The 15601-nt window shown below is 73.3% G+C and carries 14 protein-coding genes; 7 read left to right on the plus strand and 7 right to left on the minus strand.

The window, feature by feature from the left end:
- Positions 1-32 precede the first annotated feature (32 nt).
- Positions 33-2153: a HelD family protein gene (locus ADK55_RS21460; protein ID WP_053681099.1), complete on the plus strand. Its 2121-nt coding sequence runs from the start codon at positions 33-35 to the stop codon at positions 2151-2153.
- Between the two features lie 176 nt (positions 2154-2329).
- On the opposite strand, the gene ADK55_RS21465 is transcribed toward ADK55_RS21460, so the two are convergent.
- Entirely contained in the window at positions 2330-3016 is a 687-nt protein-coding gene (locus tag ADK55_RS21465; protein WP_053681101.1) for a copper homeostasis protein CutC, read from the minus strand.
- A 140-nt stretch (positions 3017-3156) separates the two neighbouring features.
- Here ADK55_RS21465 and ADK55_RS21470 point away from each other — a divergent pair, with 140 nt between their 5' ends.
- Positions 3157-3843, plus strand: a complete 687-nt coding sequence (locus ADK55_RS21470; protein WP_053681104.1) for a hypothetical protein — start codon at positions 3157-3159, stop codon at positions 3841-3843.
- Positions 3844-3950: 107 nt separating this feature from the next.
- Positions 3951-5180: a Cmx/CmrA family chloramphenicol efflux MFS transporter gene (locus ADK55_RS21475; RefSeq protein WP_063839585.1), complete on the plus strand. Its 1230-nt coding sequence runs from the start codon at positions 3951-3953 to the stop codon at positions 5178-5180.
- Between the two features lie 121 nt (positions 5181-5301).
- Here ADK55_RS21475 and ADK55_RS21480 read toward each other — a convergent pair whose 3' ends face one another.
- The 3 genes from ADK55_RS21480 to ADK55_RS21490 form a co-directional block, all read right to left on the minus strand.
- Positions 5302-7023, minus strand: a complete 1722-nt coding sequence (locus ADK55_RS21480; RefSeq protein ID WP_159041504.1) for an FG-GAP repeat domain-containing protein — start codon at positions 7021-7023, stop codon at positions 5302-5304.
- 239 nt (positions 7024-7262) lie between these two features.
- The gene (locus tag ADK55_RS21485) at positions 7263-7529 is read right to left on the minus strand and encodes a DUF4031 domain-containing protein (RefSeq protein WP_053681110.1); all 267 of its coding nucleotides are present in this window, start codon (positions 7527-7529) and stop codon (positions 7263-7265) included.
- Positions 7530-7536: 7 nt separating this feature from the next.
- Positions 7537-7911 (minus strand): hypothetical protein, encoded by a 375-nt coding sequence (locus tag ADK55_RS21490; RefSeq protein ID WP_053681111.1) that lies wholly within the window; start codon positions 7909-7911, stop codon positions 7537-7539.
- 147 nt (positions 7912-8058) lie between these two features.
- Here ADK55_RS21490 and ADK55_RS21495 point away from each other — a divergent pair, with 147 nt between their 5' ends.
- Genes ADK55_RS21495 through ADK55_RS21510 form a run of 4 tightly spaced genes read left to right on the plus strand, consistent with a single transcriptional unit; the run spans position 8059 to position 12204 of the window.
- Positions 8059-9111: a MurR/RpiR family transcriptional regulator gene (locus ADK55_RS21495; protein ID WP_234350189.1), complete on the plus strand. Its 1053-nt coding sequence runs from the start codon at positions 8059-8061 to the stop codon at positions 9109-9111.
- Positions 9112-9124: 13 nt separating this feature from the next.
- Entirely contained in the window at positions 9125-10048 is a 924-nt protein-coding gene (gene murQ / locus ADK55_RS21500) for an N-acetylmuramic acid 6-phosphate etherase (RefSeq protein WP_053681112.1), read from the plus strand.
- Positions 10049-10074: 26 nt separating this feature from the next.
- Positions 10075-11568 carry a PTS transporter subunit EIIC gene (locus ADK55_RS21505; RefSeq protein ID WP_053681114.1) on the plus strand — a complete coding sequence of 498 codons (1494 nt, stop codon included), beginning with the start codon at positions 10075-10077 and terminating at the stop codon, positions 11566-11568.
- Between the two features lie 54 nt (positions 11569-11622).
- Positions 11623-12204, plus strand: a complete 582-nt coding sequence (locus tag ADK55_RS21510; protein ID WP_053681116.1) for a GNAT family N-acetyltransferase — start codon at positions 11623-11625, stop codon at positions 12202-12204.
- 56 nt (positions 12205-12260) lie between these two features.
- On the opposite strand, the gene ADK55_RS21515 is transcribed toward ADK55_RS21510, so the two are convergent.
- From ADK55_RS21515 to groL, 3 genes are all read right to left on the minus strand, one after another.
- The gene (locus ADK55_RS21515; RefSeq protein ID WP_107089262.1) at positions 12261-13001 is read right to left on the minus strand and encodes a family 16 glycosylhydrolase; all 741 of its coding nucleotides are present in this window, start codon (positions 12999-13001) and stop codon (positions 12261-12263) included.
- A 106-nt stretch (positions 13002-13107) separates the two neighbouring features.
- Entirely contained in the window at positions 13108-13707 is a 600-nt protein-coding gene (locus ADK55_RS21520; RefSeq protein WP_053681118.1) for a phosphoribosylanthranilate isomerase, read from the minus strand.
- 127 nt (positions 13708-13834) lie between these two features.
- Entirely contained in the window at positions 13835-15457 is a 1623-nt protein-coding gene (gene groL / locus ADK55_RS21525; protein WP_053681120.1) for a chaperonin GroEL, read from the minus strand.
- Positions 15458-15601 lie beyond the last annotated feature (144 nt).

Below are 15601 nucleotides of genomic sequence, written 5' to 3' on the forward strand. Positions count from 1 at the left end.
GCCGCAGATGATCAGTAGCTGGAGGCAGTCCCGTGCCCGCGCACGCCCCCGAGCCCGCCACCGTCACCGCCACCGGCGGGCCCCCCGTCGAAACCGACCCCGCGCACCCCCTCGCCCGCGAACAGGCGCACCTCGCCGCCTCCCGTTCCGCGCTCCGCGCGATGCGCGAGGACGTGGAGTCCCTCGACATCCGCGACGTCACCGCGAACTGGGTCAACGCGATCGTCCTCCAGGCCCAGATCGACGACCGCGTCAAGGCCCTCGCCGACCTCGCGCACACCCCGCTCTTCTTCGGCCGCCTCGACTACCTGCACGCGCCGGGCGCCGAACTCGCCGAGGGCGCGGAAGGCGAGCAGTTCTACATCGGCCGCCGGCACGTCCACGACGCCGACGGCGACCCGATGGTGATCGACTGGCGCGCGCCCGTCTCCCAACCGTTCTACCGGGCCTCCAAGACCGACCCGCAGGACATCGCGCTGCGCCGCCGCTTCGGGTACACCGGCGGTTCGCTGACCGCGTACGAGGACGAGCACCTCTCCGACCCGGCCGAGGCCGCCTCCGTCAGCAGGCTGCTCCAGCAGGAGATCGAGCGGCCGCGCGTGGGCCCCATGCGGGACATCGTCGCCACGATCCAGCCCGAGCAGGACGAGATCGTCCGCTCCGGCCTGTCCGGTTCCGTGTGCGTGCAGGGGGGTCCCGGCACCGGGAAGACGGCCGTCGGCCTGCACCGTGTCGCGTACCTCCTGTACGCGCACCGCGATCGGCTCGCCCGCACGGGCACGCTCGTCATCGGCCCGAACCGGTCCTTCCTGCACTACATCGAGCAGGTGCTCCCGGCCCTGGGCGAGCTGGAGGTCAAGCAGGGCACGGTCGACGACCTCGTCTCGCGGGACGGCCTGGAGGTGCGCGGCACCGACGGCGCGGCCACCGCCGTGGTCAAGGGCGACGCCCGCATGGCGTCGGTGCTGCGCAACGCGGTCCACTCCCACGTCAGCCACCCCGAGGAGCCGCTGATGGTGGTCCGCGGCTCGCGCCGGTGGCGAGTGCCGGCGTACGAGCTCACGGAGATCGTCGAGGAGCTCCAGAAGCGGGAGATCCGCTACGGCGCCGCCCGCGAGGCGCTGCCGCAGCGGATCGCGCACACGATCCTCGTACGGATGGAACAGGCGGGCGAGGCCCCGGACGACCGGGTCCAGGACGCGGTGGCCCGGAACGCGGCCGTCAAGGCGGCGGTGAAGGCGATCTGGCCGCTGGTCGAGCCGGCGAAACTGGTGCTGCGGCTGCTCTCCGACCCGAAGTTCCTGGCGGAGCACGCCGCCGGGATCCTGTCGGACGACGAGCAGGAACTGCTGCTGTGGTCGAAGCCGTACCGGAGCGCGAAGTCGGCGAAGTGGTCGGCGGCCGACCTGGTCCTGATCGACGAGGCGGCCGACCTGGTGGAGCGCACGCATTCGCTCGGCCACGTCGTGCTCGACGAGGCCCAGGACCTGTCCCCGATGCAGTACCGGGCGGTCGGACGGCGCTGCACGACGGGATCGGCGACCGTGCTCGGCGACCTCGCGCAGGGCACCACCCCGTGGGCCACGCGCAGTTGGGACGAGGCGCTGACCCACCTGGGCAAGCCGGAGGCGGTGCTGGAGGAGCTCACGGCGGGCTTCCGAGTGCCGCGCGAGGTGATCGCGTACGCCTCGCGGCTGCTGCCGGCGATCTCCCCCGGCCTGGCCCCCGTCTCCTCCGTCCGCGAGACCCCCGGCTCCCTCCTGATCGAGGAGACCGCCGACCCCGCCGGCCTCACGGCCGCGGTCCTCGACGCCTGCCGTGCCTCCTTCGCGCACGAGGGGTCCATCGGCCTGATCGCGGCGGACGCCCGTGTCCCGGAGCTCGCGGAGGCCCTGCGGGCGGCGGGCATGCCGTACCTGGATCCCGGTGAGGAGACGACGGCGCAGTCCCGGTTGACGCTGGTGCCGGCGTCGCTGGCGAAGGGACTGGAGTACGACTACGTGGTCCTGGACGAGCCGGGGGCCGTCGTCGCCGGCGAACCGGACGAGCGGACGGGGCTGCGGCGGCTGTACGTGTGCCTGACCCGCGCGGTCTCCGGACTCCGGGTGATCCACACGACCGGCGCCCTCCCGGAGGCGCTGACCGGTCCCTGACGAGCCCTCCCGACGCGCGGGCCCGTCGCCCGGGACCGACGCCCGGGACCGACGCCCGGAACCCCGGGCGCGGGGCGCGGGACCGACGCCCGGGGCCCGGGCCGCGCACCGACGACCCGCCCCCGGTCCGCGGCCCGCCCCGGTCCGCGGCCCGCCCCGGTCCGGCCCGGCGGCGGTCAGCCCAGCGCCGTGCGCCACTGCGCGACCGCCGCCGGGGAGACCGGCCGGTCCCACCCGGAGGGACGGGCCGCGCCGCCGATGTGGAAGGCGTCGACGCCCGCCTCGCGGAGCACCGGGAGGTGGGCCAGGGTGAGCCCGCCGCCGACCAGGATCCGCGCCCCGTACCCCGGCTCGCCACCGCGCGCGGCCTCCGCCAGCAGCGTCGGCAGGCCCGCGTCGACACCCGTCGCCGAGCCCGCGGTGAGGTAGGTGTCCAGGCCCGGCAGATCGGCGAGCGCCTTGCGCAGGTGGTCGCGGTCGGCCGCCCGGTCGATGGCCCGGTGGAAGGTCCACGGGCAGCCGTCCAGCTCCGAGACGACCGCTTCCACGGCGGCGAGGTCGGGGCTGCCGTCCGGGTTCAGGAAGCCGAGGACGAACTCCCGGGCGCCTTCGGCCCGCAGCGCCCGCGCCTGGTCGACGAGGAGGTCGAGCGGTCCGGCCGCGAAGCCGTCCGTGCGGCGGATCATCACGCGCAGCGGGATGTCGACCGCCGCCCGGATCGCCGCGAAGGTCTCGCGCGGCGGCGTGAGCCCGTCGGCGGCCATGTCGGTGACCAGCTCCAGTCGGTCCGCCCCACCGGCCTGGGCGGCCATCGCGTCCTCCGCGTCGAGGGCGATCACCTCCAGGAGCGCACGGTTGCTCATTCGATTCCATCCATCCTTCGGAGAACTGCCCGTATGTGACCCGTATGCGACCCGTGAGAAATAGGTCTAGTCCAATATCCAGGGTACGGGCCTCGGCCCGCGCTTCACCAGCACAATCACGCCACCCGCACAATGTGCCCATGACCCCTGACCCGGCGCACGACACCGCGCCGCCCGACACCGCCCCGCTGCGCGCCCGCTGGCAGGCCACCGTCACGGCCGCCGGAGCGGCGCCCGACACGGACCCCGCCCCGTACGCGAAGCGCCTCCTCGCGGCCTGGGCGGAGCCGCAGCGGCGCTACCACACCACCGCGCACCTCGCCGACGTCCTCGCGCGGATCGACGTCCTCGCGCCGCACGCGCGCGACCTCGCCGCCGTGGAACTCGCGGCGTGGTTCCACGACGCCGTCTACCGCCCGGACCGCTCCGAGAACGAGGAGCGCAGCGCCGTCCTCGCCGAGCGCGCCCTGCCCGAGCTGGGCATCGACGCCGACCGCACCGCCGCGGTGGCCCGCCTGGTCCGGCTCACCGTCACCCACGACCCGGCCCCCGGGGACGTCGACGGCGAGGTCCTCTGTGACGCCGATCTGGCCGTCCTCGCCGGGGAGCCCGACGCGTACGCCGCGTACGTCGCCGCCGTGCGCGCCGAGTACGGGTTCGTGCCGGACGACGCCTTCCGCGAGGGCCGGGCCGCCGTCCTGCGCCAGTTGCTGGGCCTGCCCCGGCTCTTTCGCACCCCGTACGGCGCCGCGCACTGGGAGGCGCCGGCCCGCCGCAACCTGGCCGCCGAGCTGGCCACCCTCACCGACGTCGGCGACCCGGGCTGAGGAGGGGCCGACGGGAGGCCGACGGGAGGCCGACGCGGCGCCGGGGAATGCGAGCACGTTCGCGGTGGTTTGTGACTGTCATGCCCGCAGCCTCCACACGATCCCGCATGCCCGTCGCCGTCTACGTCCTCGGCCTGTCCGTCTTCGCCCTCGGGACCAGCGAATTCATGCTCTCGGGGCTCCTGCCACCCATCGCCGAGGACATGGGCGTCAGCATCCCGCAGGCGGGCCTGCTCATATCCGCCTTCGCGATCGGCATGGTCGTCGGGGCGCCCCTGCTGGCCGTCGCCACGCTGCGGCTGCCGCGCCGCACCACCCTCGTCTCCCTGATCGCCCTCTTCGGGCTCGGGCAGGTCGCGGGCGCGCTGGCCCCCTCGTACGAGCTCCTCTTCGCCTCCCGCGTGCTCTCCGCCCTCGCCTGCGCCGGCTTCTGGGCCGTCGGTGCGGCCGTCGCCATCGCCATGGTCGACAAGGACCAGCGGGCCCGCGCGATGGCCGTCATGATCGGCGGCCTGTCCATCGCCAACGTCCTCGGCGTGCCCGCCGGCGCCTTCCTCGGGGAGCACCTGGGCTGGCGCTCCGCGTTCTGGTCGGTCGGCGCGGCCTCCGCGGTCGCCCTCGTCGGCATCCTGACGCTGATCCCGAAGATCCCGCTGCCCGCCGAGAAGCCGCGGATCAAGAGCGAGCTGCGGATCTACCGGGACCGCCAGGTGTGGCTGTCCATCGGCATGACCGCCCTCGCCGCCGGCGGCGTCTTCTGCGCGTTCAGCTACCTGTCTCCGCTGCTCACGGACGTGGCCGGGCTGGACTCCGGGTGGGTGCCGTGGATCCTGGGCCTCTTCGGGGTGGGCGCGCTGATCGGCACCACCATCGGCGGGCGGGTCGCCGACGCGCACCTGTTCGGCGTGCTGATCTGGGGCATCACCGCCTCGACGGTCTTCCTCACGGCCCTGGCCCTGCTGGCCTCCGTGCAGGTGGCGGCGATCGGGCTGTCGTTCCTGCTCGGCGTCTCGGCGTTCTTCACGGCCCCGGCCCTCAACGCCCGCATGTTCAACATCGCGGGCGCCGCCCCCACCCTGGCGGGCGCCACCACCACGGCCGCGTTCAATCTGGGCAACACCGGGGGCCCCTGGCTCGGCGGCACCGTCATCGACGCCGGAATGGGCTTCTCCGCCACGGCCTGGGCGGGCGCGGCGATGACGGTCACCGCGATCGGCCTGGCCGTGGCCGCGCTGCGGCTGGACCGGCGGGACGGCGGGGGCGGGACGGTCCGCGCGTCCAGGATCGTCGCGTCCGCCGGCCGTGTCGCGGAGCCGCAGCCGGCCCGGACCCACTGAGCCCGGACCCACTGAGCGCGTCACCGACGGCGAGACGGCCTCCGCCCACGAGGGGCGGAGGCCGTCTCACGCTCTTTCCGGTGCCGCTGCGCCCCTTCCGGGGCCGCTTCGGCCACCGGACCTAGAACAGCAGGTTGTACGTCTGCCAGCCGGTGCCGATCTTCACGCGCGAGGCGTACGGCTTCGCCGCGACGCCGGTGCCCGCGTAGGACCAGAGCCCACCCGCGGCGTCCCGCGCGACCAGGTCGGCCTTGCCGTCCGAGTTCAGGTCGCCCGGGGCCAGCACGGTGTTGTAGATCTGCCAGCCGGTGCCGATCTCGGCCCGGGGGCCGAAGGGCGTCGCGCCGACACCCGTGCCCGGGTACAGCCACAGCTTGCCCGCCGTGTCACGGGCCAGCAGGTCGGGCTTGCCGTCGCCGGTCGCGTCGGTTCCGCCGACCAGCGAGTTGAAGATGTTCCAGCCCGCGCCCATCTTCACCCGGTTGCCGAACGGCGCCGCGGTGTTGCCGGTGCCGGGGTACAGCCACATCGTGCCCGCGGTGTCCCGCGCCAGCAGGTCCGCGTTCTTGTCGCCGGTCAGGTCCGAGGCGCCCGTCAGCGAGTTGAAGGCGTTCCAGCCCGCGCCGAGCTTCAGCCGGTCCTTGAAGATGCCGCCGTCACCGGACATCCGGTAGAACCACAGCACGCCGGCCTTGTCCCGGGCCACCGCGCCCGGACCGGTGCTCTGCACGGTCAGCGGACCCAGCCGGGTGATCGCCGAGTACCGGTTCCAGTCCGGGGCGCCGCCGACCAGCGAGGACGACTCGAACGGCTGCGCGCCCCTGCCCGTGCCGCGGTAGTCGTACAGATCGCCGTCCGCGCTGCGGCCCACGACCCGGAAGCGCTCGGACACCGGGATCGAGCTGCCGATCGTGAAGTCCGCCGCCTTCTCCGGGTTGCCCGTGCCGAAGGTGTACACCTCGTAGACGGCGGTGTTGCGCAGCCGCCACGCCGGCGCGCCGACCGCGGCCTTCAGCCCGTAGGTGACCGTGTAGTCGCCGGGCTTGGTGATGTCGCAGCGGATCTCGTTGCCCCAGCCGGGCTCGCCGAGCGAGTGGTCGCACTCCGCGCCCGCCGCGCCGCCCGCGCCGACCCCGTCGACGCTGACCTTCAGCTCGCCCTCGTCCCAGCGCCGGAAGCCCGGCGCCGCGCTCAGGCTCATCTGGAGGCGGCCCTTGTCGACCGCGTGCAGCTTCACGGTGTGCGCCGCCGAGCCGCCGCCCGGCAGCTGCGGCGTCGTCAGCGTCATGGTGTTCTGCGCGACCTGCGCCTTGGTCTTGGCCGTGATCGTCGCGTGCGCCCGGCGCGGACCGATGGGCTTGGAGCCGGCGGTCTGCGCCTCCTTGATGCCCGCGTCGACGCTCGCGCCGCGCGGCACGTAGACGAGGCTGTAGTAGGCGGTCGTGCCGTTCGCCGCGGTGCTCGTCGCCGAGACCTCGGGAGCCGGGTTGTTCCAGCTCTTCAGGTCGCACAGGTAGACACCGGCGATCCCGGCCTTCGGCTTGCAGGCGTCCGTCGGGTCGACCTTCAGCCCGGCCGGCGCGCCGCCGCCGGACCAGCCGGCGTCCGTGAGCGGCTTCCTGCTCAGCGCGTACACGTACGTGCCGTCGGGCTCACCGGAGTTCTGTCCGCCGGTGGACGGCGGCGACAGCCAGGTCCAGCCCTCGCCCGGCATGAGGACCTTGTCCCCGATGTCGTAGAACTCGAACGTCGGATCCCCGGCCGCCACGGCCGTCCCCGCCCCCACGACGCCACCGGTGACGAGCAGCGTTGCCGCGATCCCGGCGCCCAAAAATCTTCGCAAAGTTCCCCCCAAGAGATTGGTTGATCGGCGGACGCTAACACGCCGTGCCGACAGCCGGTCCGCCCGGGGTTCCCGGCAGTCCGCGAAGGCTCCACGCGCAGGTCAGCGGCGCGACCGCGCCCTGCCCGCGATGCCCCGGGATGGCCTCGATGTCCCCTCGGGGCGGCGGGAAACACGCCCCTGCCTCCGGGCCACTCGCGCGCCGCGACCGCCCCCGCGCGGGCAGCGCGCCGGACGACCTACGCCGGGCGTCCCTTCGGGCGGCGCAGGCCCGCCGATGTCAGCCGGCGGACGAGTTCCTTGCTGCCGATCTCCACCGCGCCCGCCCCGACCGCGTCCGCGTACCGGTACGAGGGCACGTCGTAGTGGTCCCGCTCGAAAGCCCTGGGCGGGCAGCCGATCATCGCGGCGAAGGCGTGGAGTTCCTCGTACGAGACGTCGCTGACCAGGTGTGACCACATCCGGCCGTGCCCCGGCCAGGTCGGCGGATCGATGTACACCGTCACCGGCGGCTCACCGCCGGCCGAAGACGGGGGCGAGCCCGCCCACGGCCGCCACCCGGACGCCCGCCTCGGAGCACACCCAGTGCGGGTCGGGCCCGAGTTCCGGTTCGACGTCCAGCGCGTGCGGGTCGCCGTGCGTGCAGACGGGGCACAGGGGCCAGCGGCCGTACTTCTCCAACAGCGCGTCCTGGACGTCCTGGGCGACGAGGCCGGCGAGGAAGTCGACGCCCTCGGGCCACTGCTCCACCCACCAGCGCCGGTGCGTGACGGCGTCCTCCACGAGGGAGACGACATCGGCCTCGGCGACGTCGCCCGCGACGAGATCGGTCAGTACGAGGGCACGGGCGGCGTGCAGCGCCTGCTCCAGGGGGGTCGCGTGGTCCATGCGCCCATTGTGAACCCGCGACGGCCCCGGAACGAAGGCCCCGGACAAAGCGGACCGAAGGCCCGCGGCCCCGGTCGCGGAAGTCCCGCGGAACCGGGGCCTCATGGCGTCTTGACCCGCACCCCTGCCTGAAAATAGATTTCAAGTGTGAGCGAGAACGTGAAAGAAACTTCCAACACCGGGGCCCGCACCGACACCGGTACGACCACGGGCACCGGCACCGGCACCGGCACCGGTACGACCACGACCACCGGCACCGGCACGCCCACCGACGCCCCCACCCCGGCCGTCCCCGTCGAGGCCCCCGCCCCGGCCGCCCTCCGCGCCCGCGTCCGCAGCCTCGGACCGCACATGACCCGCTCCATGCAGGCCGTCGCCGAGGCCGTCGCCTCCGACCCGGCCGGCTGCGCCAGGCTCACCGTCTCCGCCCTCGCCGCGCACACCGGCACCAGCGAGGCCACCGTCGTCCGCACCGCCCGCCTCCTCGGCTACCCCGGCTACCGCGACCTGCGCCTGGCCCTCGCCGCGCTCGCCGCGCAGCAGGAGTCCGGCGCGGCCCCCGCCGTCACCGTGGACATAGCGGTCGACGACCCGATCGCCGACGTCGTCGCGAAACTCGCGCACGAGGAGGCGCAGACCCTCGCCGACACCGCCGCCGGCCTCGACCTCGGACAGTTGGCCGCGGCCGTCACCGCGCTCGCGACGGCCCGCCGCATCGACGTGTACGGCGTCGGCGCGTCCTCCCTCGTCGGCCAGGACCTCGCACAGAAACTGCTGCGCATCGGCCTCATCGCGCACGCCCACACCGACCCCCACCTCGCCGTGACCAACGCCGTCCTGCTGCGCCCCGGCGACGTCGCCGTCGCCATCACCCACTCCGGCACCACCGGGGACGTGATCGAGCCGCTGCGCCGGGCCTTCGAACGCGGCGCGACGACCATCGCCGTCACCGGCCGCCCCGGCGCACCCGTCGCCCACTACGCCGATCACGTGCTCGCCACCTCCGCCGCCCGCGAGAGCCGGCTGCGCCCGGCGGCCATGTCCAGCCGCACCAGTCAGCTGCTCGTCGTGGACTGCCTGTTCGTCGGGGTCGCGCAGCAGACGTACGAGACCGCGGCGCCCGCCCTGGCCGCCTCCTACGAGGCGCTCGCGCCCCGACACTCCGCCACCGCCCCCACCAGTAGGCGCACCACCCGCTAGGAGCCCCCCGCCCATGACCGCGCACTCCGAACTCCGCGCCCAGCTCGACACCCTGACCACCGAGGCCTTCCGCCCCGAACTGGCCGAGATCGACCGGCTGTCCACCCTTGAGATCGCCCGCGTGATGAACGCCGAGGACGCCGGCGTCCCGGCCGCCGTCGCCGGCCGGTTGGAGCGGATCGCCGCGGCCGTCGACGACATCGCCCCCCGGATGGCCCGCGGCGGCCGGCTGATCTACGCGGGCGCCGGCACCGCCGGCCGGCTGGGCGTCCTGGACGCCAGCGAGTGCCCGCCCACCTTCAACACGGACCCGTCCCAGGTCGTCGGCCTGATCGCGGGCGGCCCGTCCGCGATGGTCAAGGCCGTCGAGGGCGCCGAGGACTCCAAGGAACTGGCCGCCGAGGACCTGACCGCCCTCGGGCTGAGCGCCGACGACACCGTCGTCGGCATCTCCGCCTCCGGCCGCACCCCGTACGCCGTCGGCGCGGTCGAGTTCGCCCGCGCACGCGGCGCGCTCACCGTCGGACTGTCCTGCAACGCCGGCTCCGCGCTCGCCGCCGCCGCCGAGCACGGCATCGAGGTGGTCGTGGGACCCGAGCTGCTCACCGGCTCCACCCGCCTGAAGGCGGGCACCGCGCAGAAGCTCGTACTGAACCTCCTCTCGACCGTGACGATGATCCGTCTCGGGAAGACGTACGGGAACCTCATGGTCGACGTGCGCGCCTCGAACGAGAAGCTGCGCGCCCGCTCCCGCCGCATCGTCGCCCTGGCCACCGGCGCGTCCGACACGGAGATCGAGGCCGCGCTGACCGCCACCGACGGTGAGGTCAAGAATGCCGTCCTCGTCATCCTCGGCGGGGTCGACGGCCCCACCGCGGCCGCACTCCTCACCACCTCCCAGGGCCACCTCCGGGCCGCCCTCACCCAGACCCGCTGACCCCCGGCAGCAAGGCGAACACCACGATGTCCACTGACAAGAACCGCGCCACGGCCGCCGCGATCCTTCCTCTGGTCGGCGGCCCGGACAACATCACCTCCATCGCGCACTGCATGACGCGTCTGCGCATCGGCCTGCGCGACCGCTCCCTGGTCCGGGACGAGGCCCTCAAGGCCGTGCCCGGCGTGATGGGCGTGGTCGAGGACGACACGTACCAGATCGTCCTGGGCCCGGGCACCGTCGCCCGGGTGACGCCCGAGTTCGAGGCGCTGGTGGAGGAGGGCCGCTCGGCGGCCGTCCCGCCCGCCCCCGTGACGGCGGACGAACTGGCCGCCCAGGGCGCGGCGATGAAGGACGCGCGCACGGCGCGGAACTCCACGCCGTTCAAACTGTTCCTGCGCCGGATCGCGAACATCTTCGTCCCGCTGATCCCCGCGCTGATCGGCTGCGGCATCATCGCCGGCCTGAACGGCGTGCTGACGAACGCCGGGTGGCTGCCGACGGTCGTCCCGGCCCTGGCGGCCATCGCGTCCGGGTTCATGTCGCTGATCGCGGTGTTCGTCGGCTACAACACCGCGAAGGAGTTCGGCGGCACCGCGATCCTCGGCGGCGCGGTCGCCGCGATCATCGTCTTCCCGGGCGTCGCGAAGATCGACGCGTTCGGCCAGCAGCTCTCCCCCGGCCAGGGCGGTGTGCTCGGCGCGCTCGCGGCGGCCCTGCTCGCCGTCCAGGTGGAGAAGTGGTGCCGCAAGTGGGTCCCCGAGGCACTGGACGTCCTGGTCACCCCGACGCTCACCGTGCTGGTCTCCGGCCTGGTCACCCTCTACGGCCTGATGTTCCTCGCCGGCGAGGTCTCCACCGCGATCGGCTCCTTCGCCAACTGGCTGCTCGCCACCGGCGGAGCCTTCGCGGGCCTCGTCCTCGGCGGGCTCTTCCTGCCGCTGGTGATGCTGGGCCTCCACCAGGCCCTGATCCCGATCCACACCACCCTCATCCAGCAGTCCGGACACACCGTCCTGCTGCCCATCCTCGCCATGGCGGGCGCGGGCCAGGTCGGCGCGGCCATCGCCGTGTACTACCGGCTCCCGCGCAACCGGTCGATCCGCACGACCATCAAGTCGGCGCTCCCGGCCGGCTTCCTGGGCGTCGGCGAGCCGCTGATCTACGGTGTCTCGCTGCCGCTGGGCCGCCCCTTCGTCACCGCCTGCGTGGGCGGCGCGGCCGGCGGGGCCTTCGTCGGCCTCCTCAACCAGCTGGGCTCGTCGTTCGGTTCCACCGCGATCGGCCCGTCCGGCTGGGCCCTGTTCCCACTGCTCGACGGCACGGCCGGGATGGGCGCGACCATCGCGATCTACGCCGGCGGACTGGCCGTCGGCTACCTGGTGGGCTTCGTCGCGACGTACTTCTTCGGCTTCACCCGGCAGATGCTGACCGACCTGAACACCTCCCCGGAACCCGACACCGAACCGGCGCCCGCCCCCCAGGACGCCCCGACACCCGTCCCCGCGCCCACCCACTGACCCCGGACCAACCCCACGCACCCGCCGGGCCCGTCCGGGCGGCATCATGGGCCGATGATCGAATCGATACCCGCCGTGGTCCCGCCCGGCCGGCTGCGCGGCCTGACGCAGCCCTCGTTCGAGCTTCCCGGCGGTCTGCGCCTGCGTCCCTGGGAACCCTCGGACGCGCCCGCCCTGACCGCCGCCGGCCTGGACCCGGACATCGTGCACTGGAACCGGACCGTCCCCATGACGGAAGCGGAGGCCGTCGCGAAGGTCGCCGTGTTCCGGTCCCGTTGGCAGAACGAGCAGGCCGCGATCTGGGCCGTCGCCCCCGGGGACGCCCCGGCGGTCGGCCTGATCGGCATCGGGGACCTCGACCTGGCGGGCGGGAGCGGGGAGATCCTGTACTGGCTGCTGCCCGAGGGCCGCGGCAAGGGGGCCATGGTCCCGGCGACGGAACGCGTCGGCCGCTGGGCCTTCGAGGAACTGGGCCTGCACCGCGTGCGCATCACCCACTCCGTGGCCAACCCGGCCTCGTGCCGCGTCGCGACCGGGGCCGGCTTCCCCCTGGAGGGCACCATGCGGGGCGCCCTCCTCCACGCGGACGGATGGCACGACGAGCACCTGCACGCCCGCCTGCGCACGGACGCCTGAGCCGAAACCCCGCCGTCAGGGGGTCTCCCCCGACCCCCGACCGACACCGCGAGGTCCTAGCCCCGGTACACCCGCAGCTGCGACACCTCGTACGACATCTCCCTGGCCCCGGGGTCGGGCGCCGGGTGGTACCTGCCCGCGCACACCGACAGGTTGACGATCAGGTACGCGCGCCAGGAGCGGCCCACGCCCCGTCCGTCGCTGAAGACGCGGGCCCCGTTGACCCACCAGACGACCGAGTTCCGCCCGAACTCGACCTTCAGGTCGAGCCACGCGCCGGGCCGCACCGACGGGTCACGGTGGTAGCGGTGCGCGTCCCGGACGTGGTTGGACAGTTCCAGCAGGTCGGGGTTGTCGGGGTGGTACTCGAAGACGTCGATCTCCTGGCCGCCGTCGCGCCAGGTCCAGATGGCGGGCCAGGCACCGCGCTCCGCCGGCAGCTTCACCCGCGCCTCCAGGACGTCGCCGGTGCGCACCATGAAGCCTTCGTCGCTGCCCTCCGTGGTGAGCAGCCCGGCGTCCCAGTTGCCGTCGGGGCGTCGCGTGGCCCGGAAGACGCCACCGCGACTGTAGGAGGGGTCGGAGACGAGGTGGTCGAGCTTGTTGTCGCCCGGATTGACCGGGCCGCCGTTGGGATAGGCCCAGGAGCGGCCGGCGATCCACTGGGTGGGCGAGGCGAAGTCGGCGGTGAAGGCGGGGGCGCGGCGCGGCGAGTACACCGCGGCGCCACCGCCACCGTCCCCTGGGGCGAGGCGGCGGGTCAGGCGCCGCAACCATCCGAACATGTCCGTGTCCATGCCTGTGGCATGCCCATCCGACCTGTACCCGCACACATGAAACTTGCCGAGAGTAATCACGTGACTTCGTTCGGCAACGGTCTGCGCCGGGGTGCGCCGCCTCGGGTCAGCCCCGCGCGGCCTCGATGAACGCACGGATCAGCTCCGGGGACTTGACCCCGCGCTCCCGTTCCACCCCGCTGGACACGTCCACGCCCCACGCCCCGGTGGTCACCAGCGCCTCGCGCACGGTGCCCGGGGTCAGCCCGCCCGCCAGGAGCCAGCGTCCCTCGGGTGCGGTGAACTCCGCCGAGCCCCAGTTCCACGGTTTGCCCGAGCCCGGGTCCGGGGCGTCGATCAGCAGCAGGTCCTCGCCGTACTCCCCCGCGGCGGCGACGGCGGCGGCCGTCGCGCGGATCAGCGTCCGGCCCTGCGCGCGCAGTTCCTCGTAGTACTCGGGCCCCTCGTCGCCGTGCAGTTGTACGGAGCGCACCCCGCTCTCCCGCGTCAGCCGCCGGACCTCCTCCACCGACTGCCCGCGGAACACCCCGGCCGTGAGGACCCCGGCCGGCACCCGGGCGGCGAGCTCGCGCGCGCCGGCGGCGTCGACCGTACGCGGGCTGCCGGGCGCGAAGACGAACCCGACGGCGTCGGCCCCGGCCTCGACGGCGGTGTCGACGTCCCGCGCGGTCCGCAACCCACAGATCTTGATGAACACGTCAGTCATCCGTCCAGTCAACCACCCGCGGCGCTCCCGACGCCCCCGCGTCCGCCCCGCGGAACGCCCGAAGGCGGCACCCCGCGGGGTGCCGCCTTCGGAACGCGAACGGAACTGCCGATCTGCCGGAGGCGGATCAGAAGTCCATGTCACCGCCCGGCATGCCGCCGCCCGCGGGGGCACCGGCCTTCTCGGGCTTGTCGGCGATGACGGCCTCGGTCGTCAGGAACAGCGCGGCGATCGACGCGGCGTTCTGCAGCGCGGAGCGCGTGACCTTCGCCGGGTCGATGATGCCCTCGGCGATCATGTCGACGTACTCGCCGGTCGCGGCGTTCAGGCCGTGACCGATGGGCAGGTTGCGCACCTTCTCGACGACGACGCCGCCTTCGAGACCACCGTTGACGGCGATCTGCTTCAGCGGGGCCTCCAGGGCCAGGCGCACGGCGTTGGCGCCGGTGGCCTCGTCACCCGTGAGCTCCAGCTTCTCGAAGACCGCGGAGGCCTGGAGGAGGGCCACGCCACCGCCGGCGACGATGCCCTCTTCGACGGCCGCCTTCGCGTTGCGAACGGCGTCCTCGATGCGGTGCTTGCGCTCCTTGAGCTCGACCTCGGTCGCGGCGCCGGCCTTGATGACGGCCACGCCGCCGGCCAGCTTCGCGAGGCGCTCCTGGAGCTTCTCGCGGTCGTAGTCCGAGTCGGAGTTCTCGATCTCGGCGCGGATCTGGTTGACGCGACCCTGAACCTGGTCGCTGTCACCGGCACCGTCGACGATGGTGGTCTCGTCCTTGGTGATGACGACCTTGCGGGCGCGGCCGAGCAGGTCGAGACCGGCGTTCTCCAGCTTGAGGCCGACCTCCTCGGAGATGACCGTGCCGCCCGTGAGGATGGCGATGTCACCGAGCATGGCCTTGCGACGGTCACCGAAGCCCGGGGCCTTGACGGCGACGGACTTGAAGGTGCCGCGGATCTTGTTGACGACCAGGGTCGACAGGGCCTCGCCCTCGACGTCCTCGGCGATGATCAGCAGCGGCTTGCCGGACTGCATGACCTTCTCCAGGAGCGGCAGCAGGTCCTTGACCGAGCCGATCTTGGAGTTGACGATCAGGATGTACGGGTCGTCGAGGGACGACTCCATGCGCTCCATGTCGGTGGCGAAGTACGCCGAGATGTAGCCCTTGTCGAAGCGCATGCCCTCGGTGAGCTCGAGCTCCAGACCGAAGGTCTGCGACTCCTCGACGGTGATGACGCCTTCCTTGCCGACCTTGTCCATCGCCTCGGCGATGAGCTCGCCGATCTGGGTGTCGGCGGCGGAGATGGAGGCCGTGGAGGCGATCTGCTCCTTGGTCTCGACGTCCTTGGCCTGCGAGAGCAGGGCGGCGGAGACGGCCTCGACGGCCTTCTCGATGCCACGCTTGAGGGCCATCGGGTTGGCGCCGGCGGCCACGTTGCGCAGACCCTCGCGTACGAGAGCCTGGGCGAGCACGGTGGCGGTGGTCGTACCGTCGCCGGCGACGTCGTCCGTCTTCTTGGCGACTTCCTTGACCAGCTCGGCGCCGATCTTCTCGTACGGGTCCTCGAGCTCGATCTCCTTGGCGATGGAGACACCATCGTTGGTGATCGTGGGGGCGCCCCACTTCTTCTCAAGGACGACGTTGCGACCCTTGGGGCCAAGGGTGACCTTGACGGCGTCGGCGAGCTGGTTCATCCCACGCTCGAGACCGCGCCGGGCCTCCTCGTTGAACGCAATGATCTTGGCCATCTGAAGTGGTCCTCCCGGACAGGGGTGGATTGCTCCGGACCGCGCCCGCGCCCGCGACGGACGGCCAGCGAGCCCGGCGGTTCCTTCCCGCCGGACCCTGCGAGCCTCACCGGCCCGGTCCTCGTTGAGTAGCACTCTCACCTG

It is taken from the genome of Streptomyces sp. WM4235 (genome assembly GCF_001279725.1).
Taxonomy (GTDB): Bacteria; Actinomycetota; Actinomycetes; order Streptomycetales; family Streptomycetaceae; genus Streptomyces.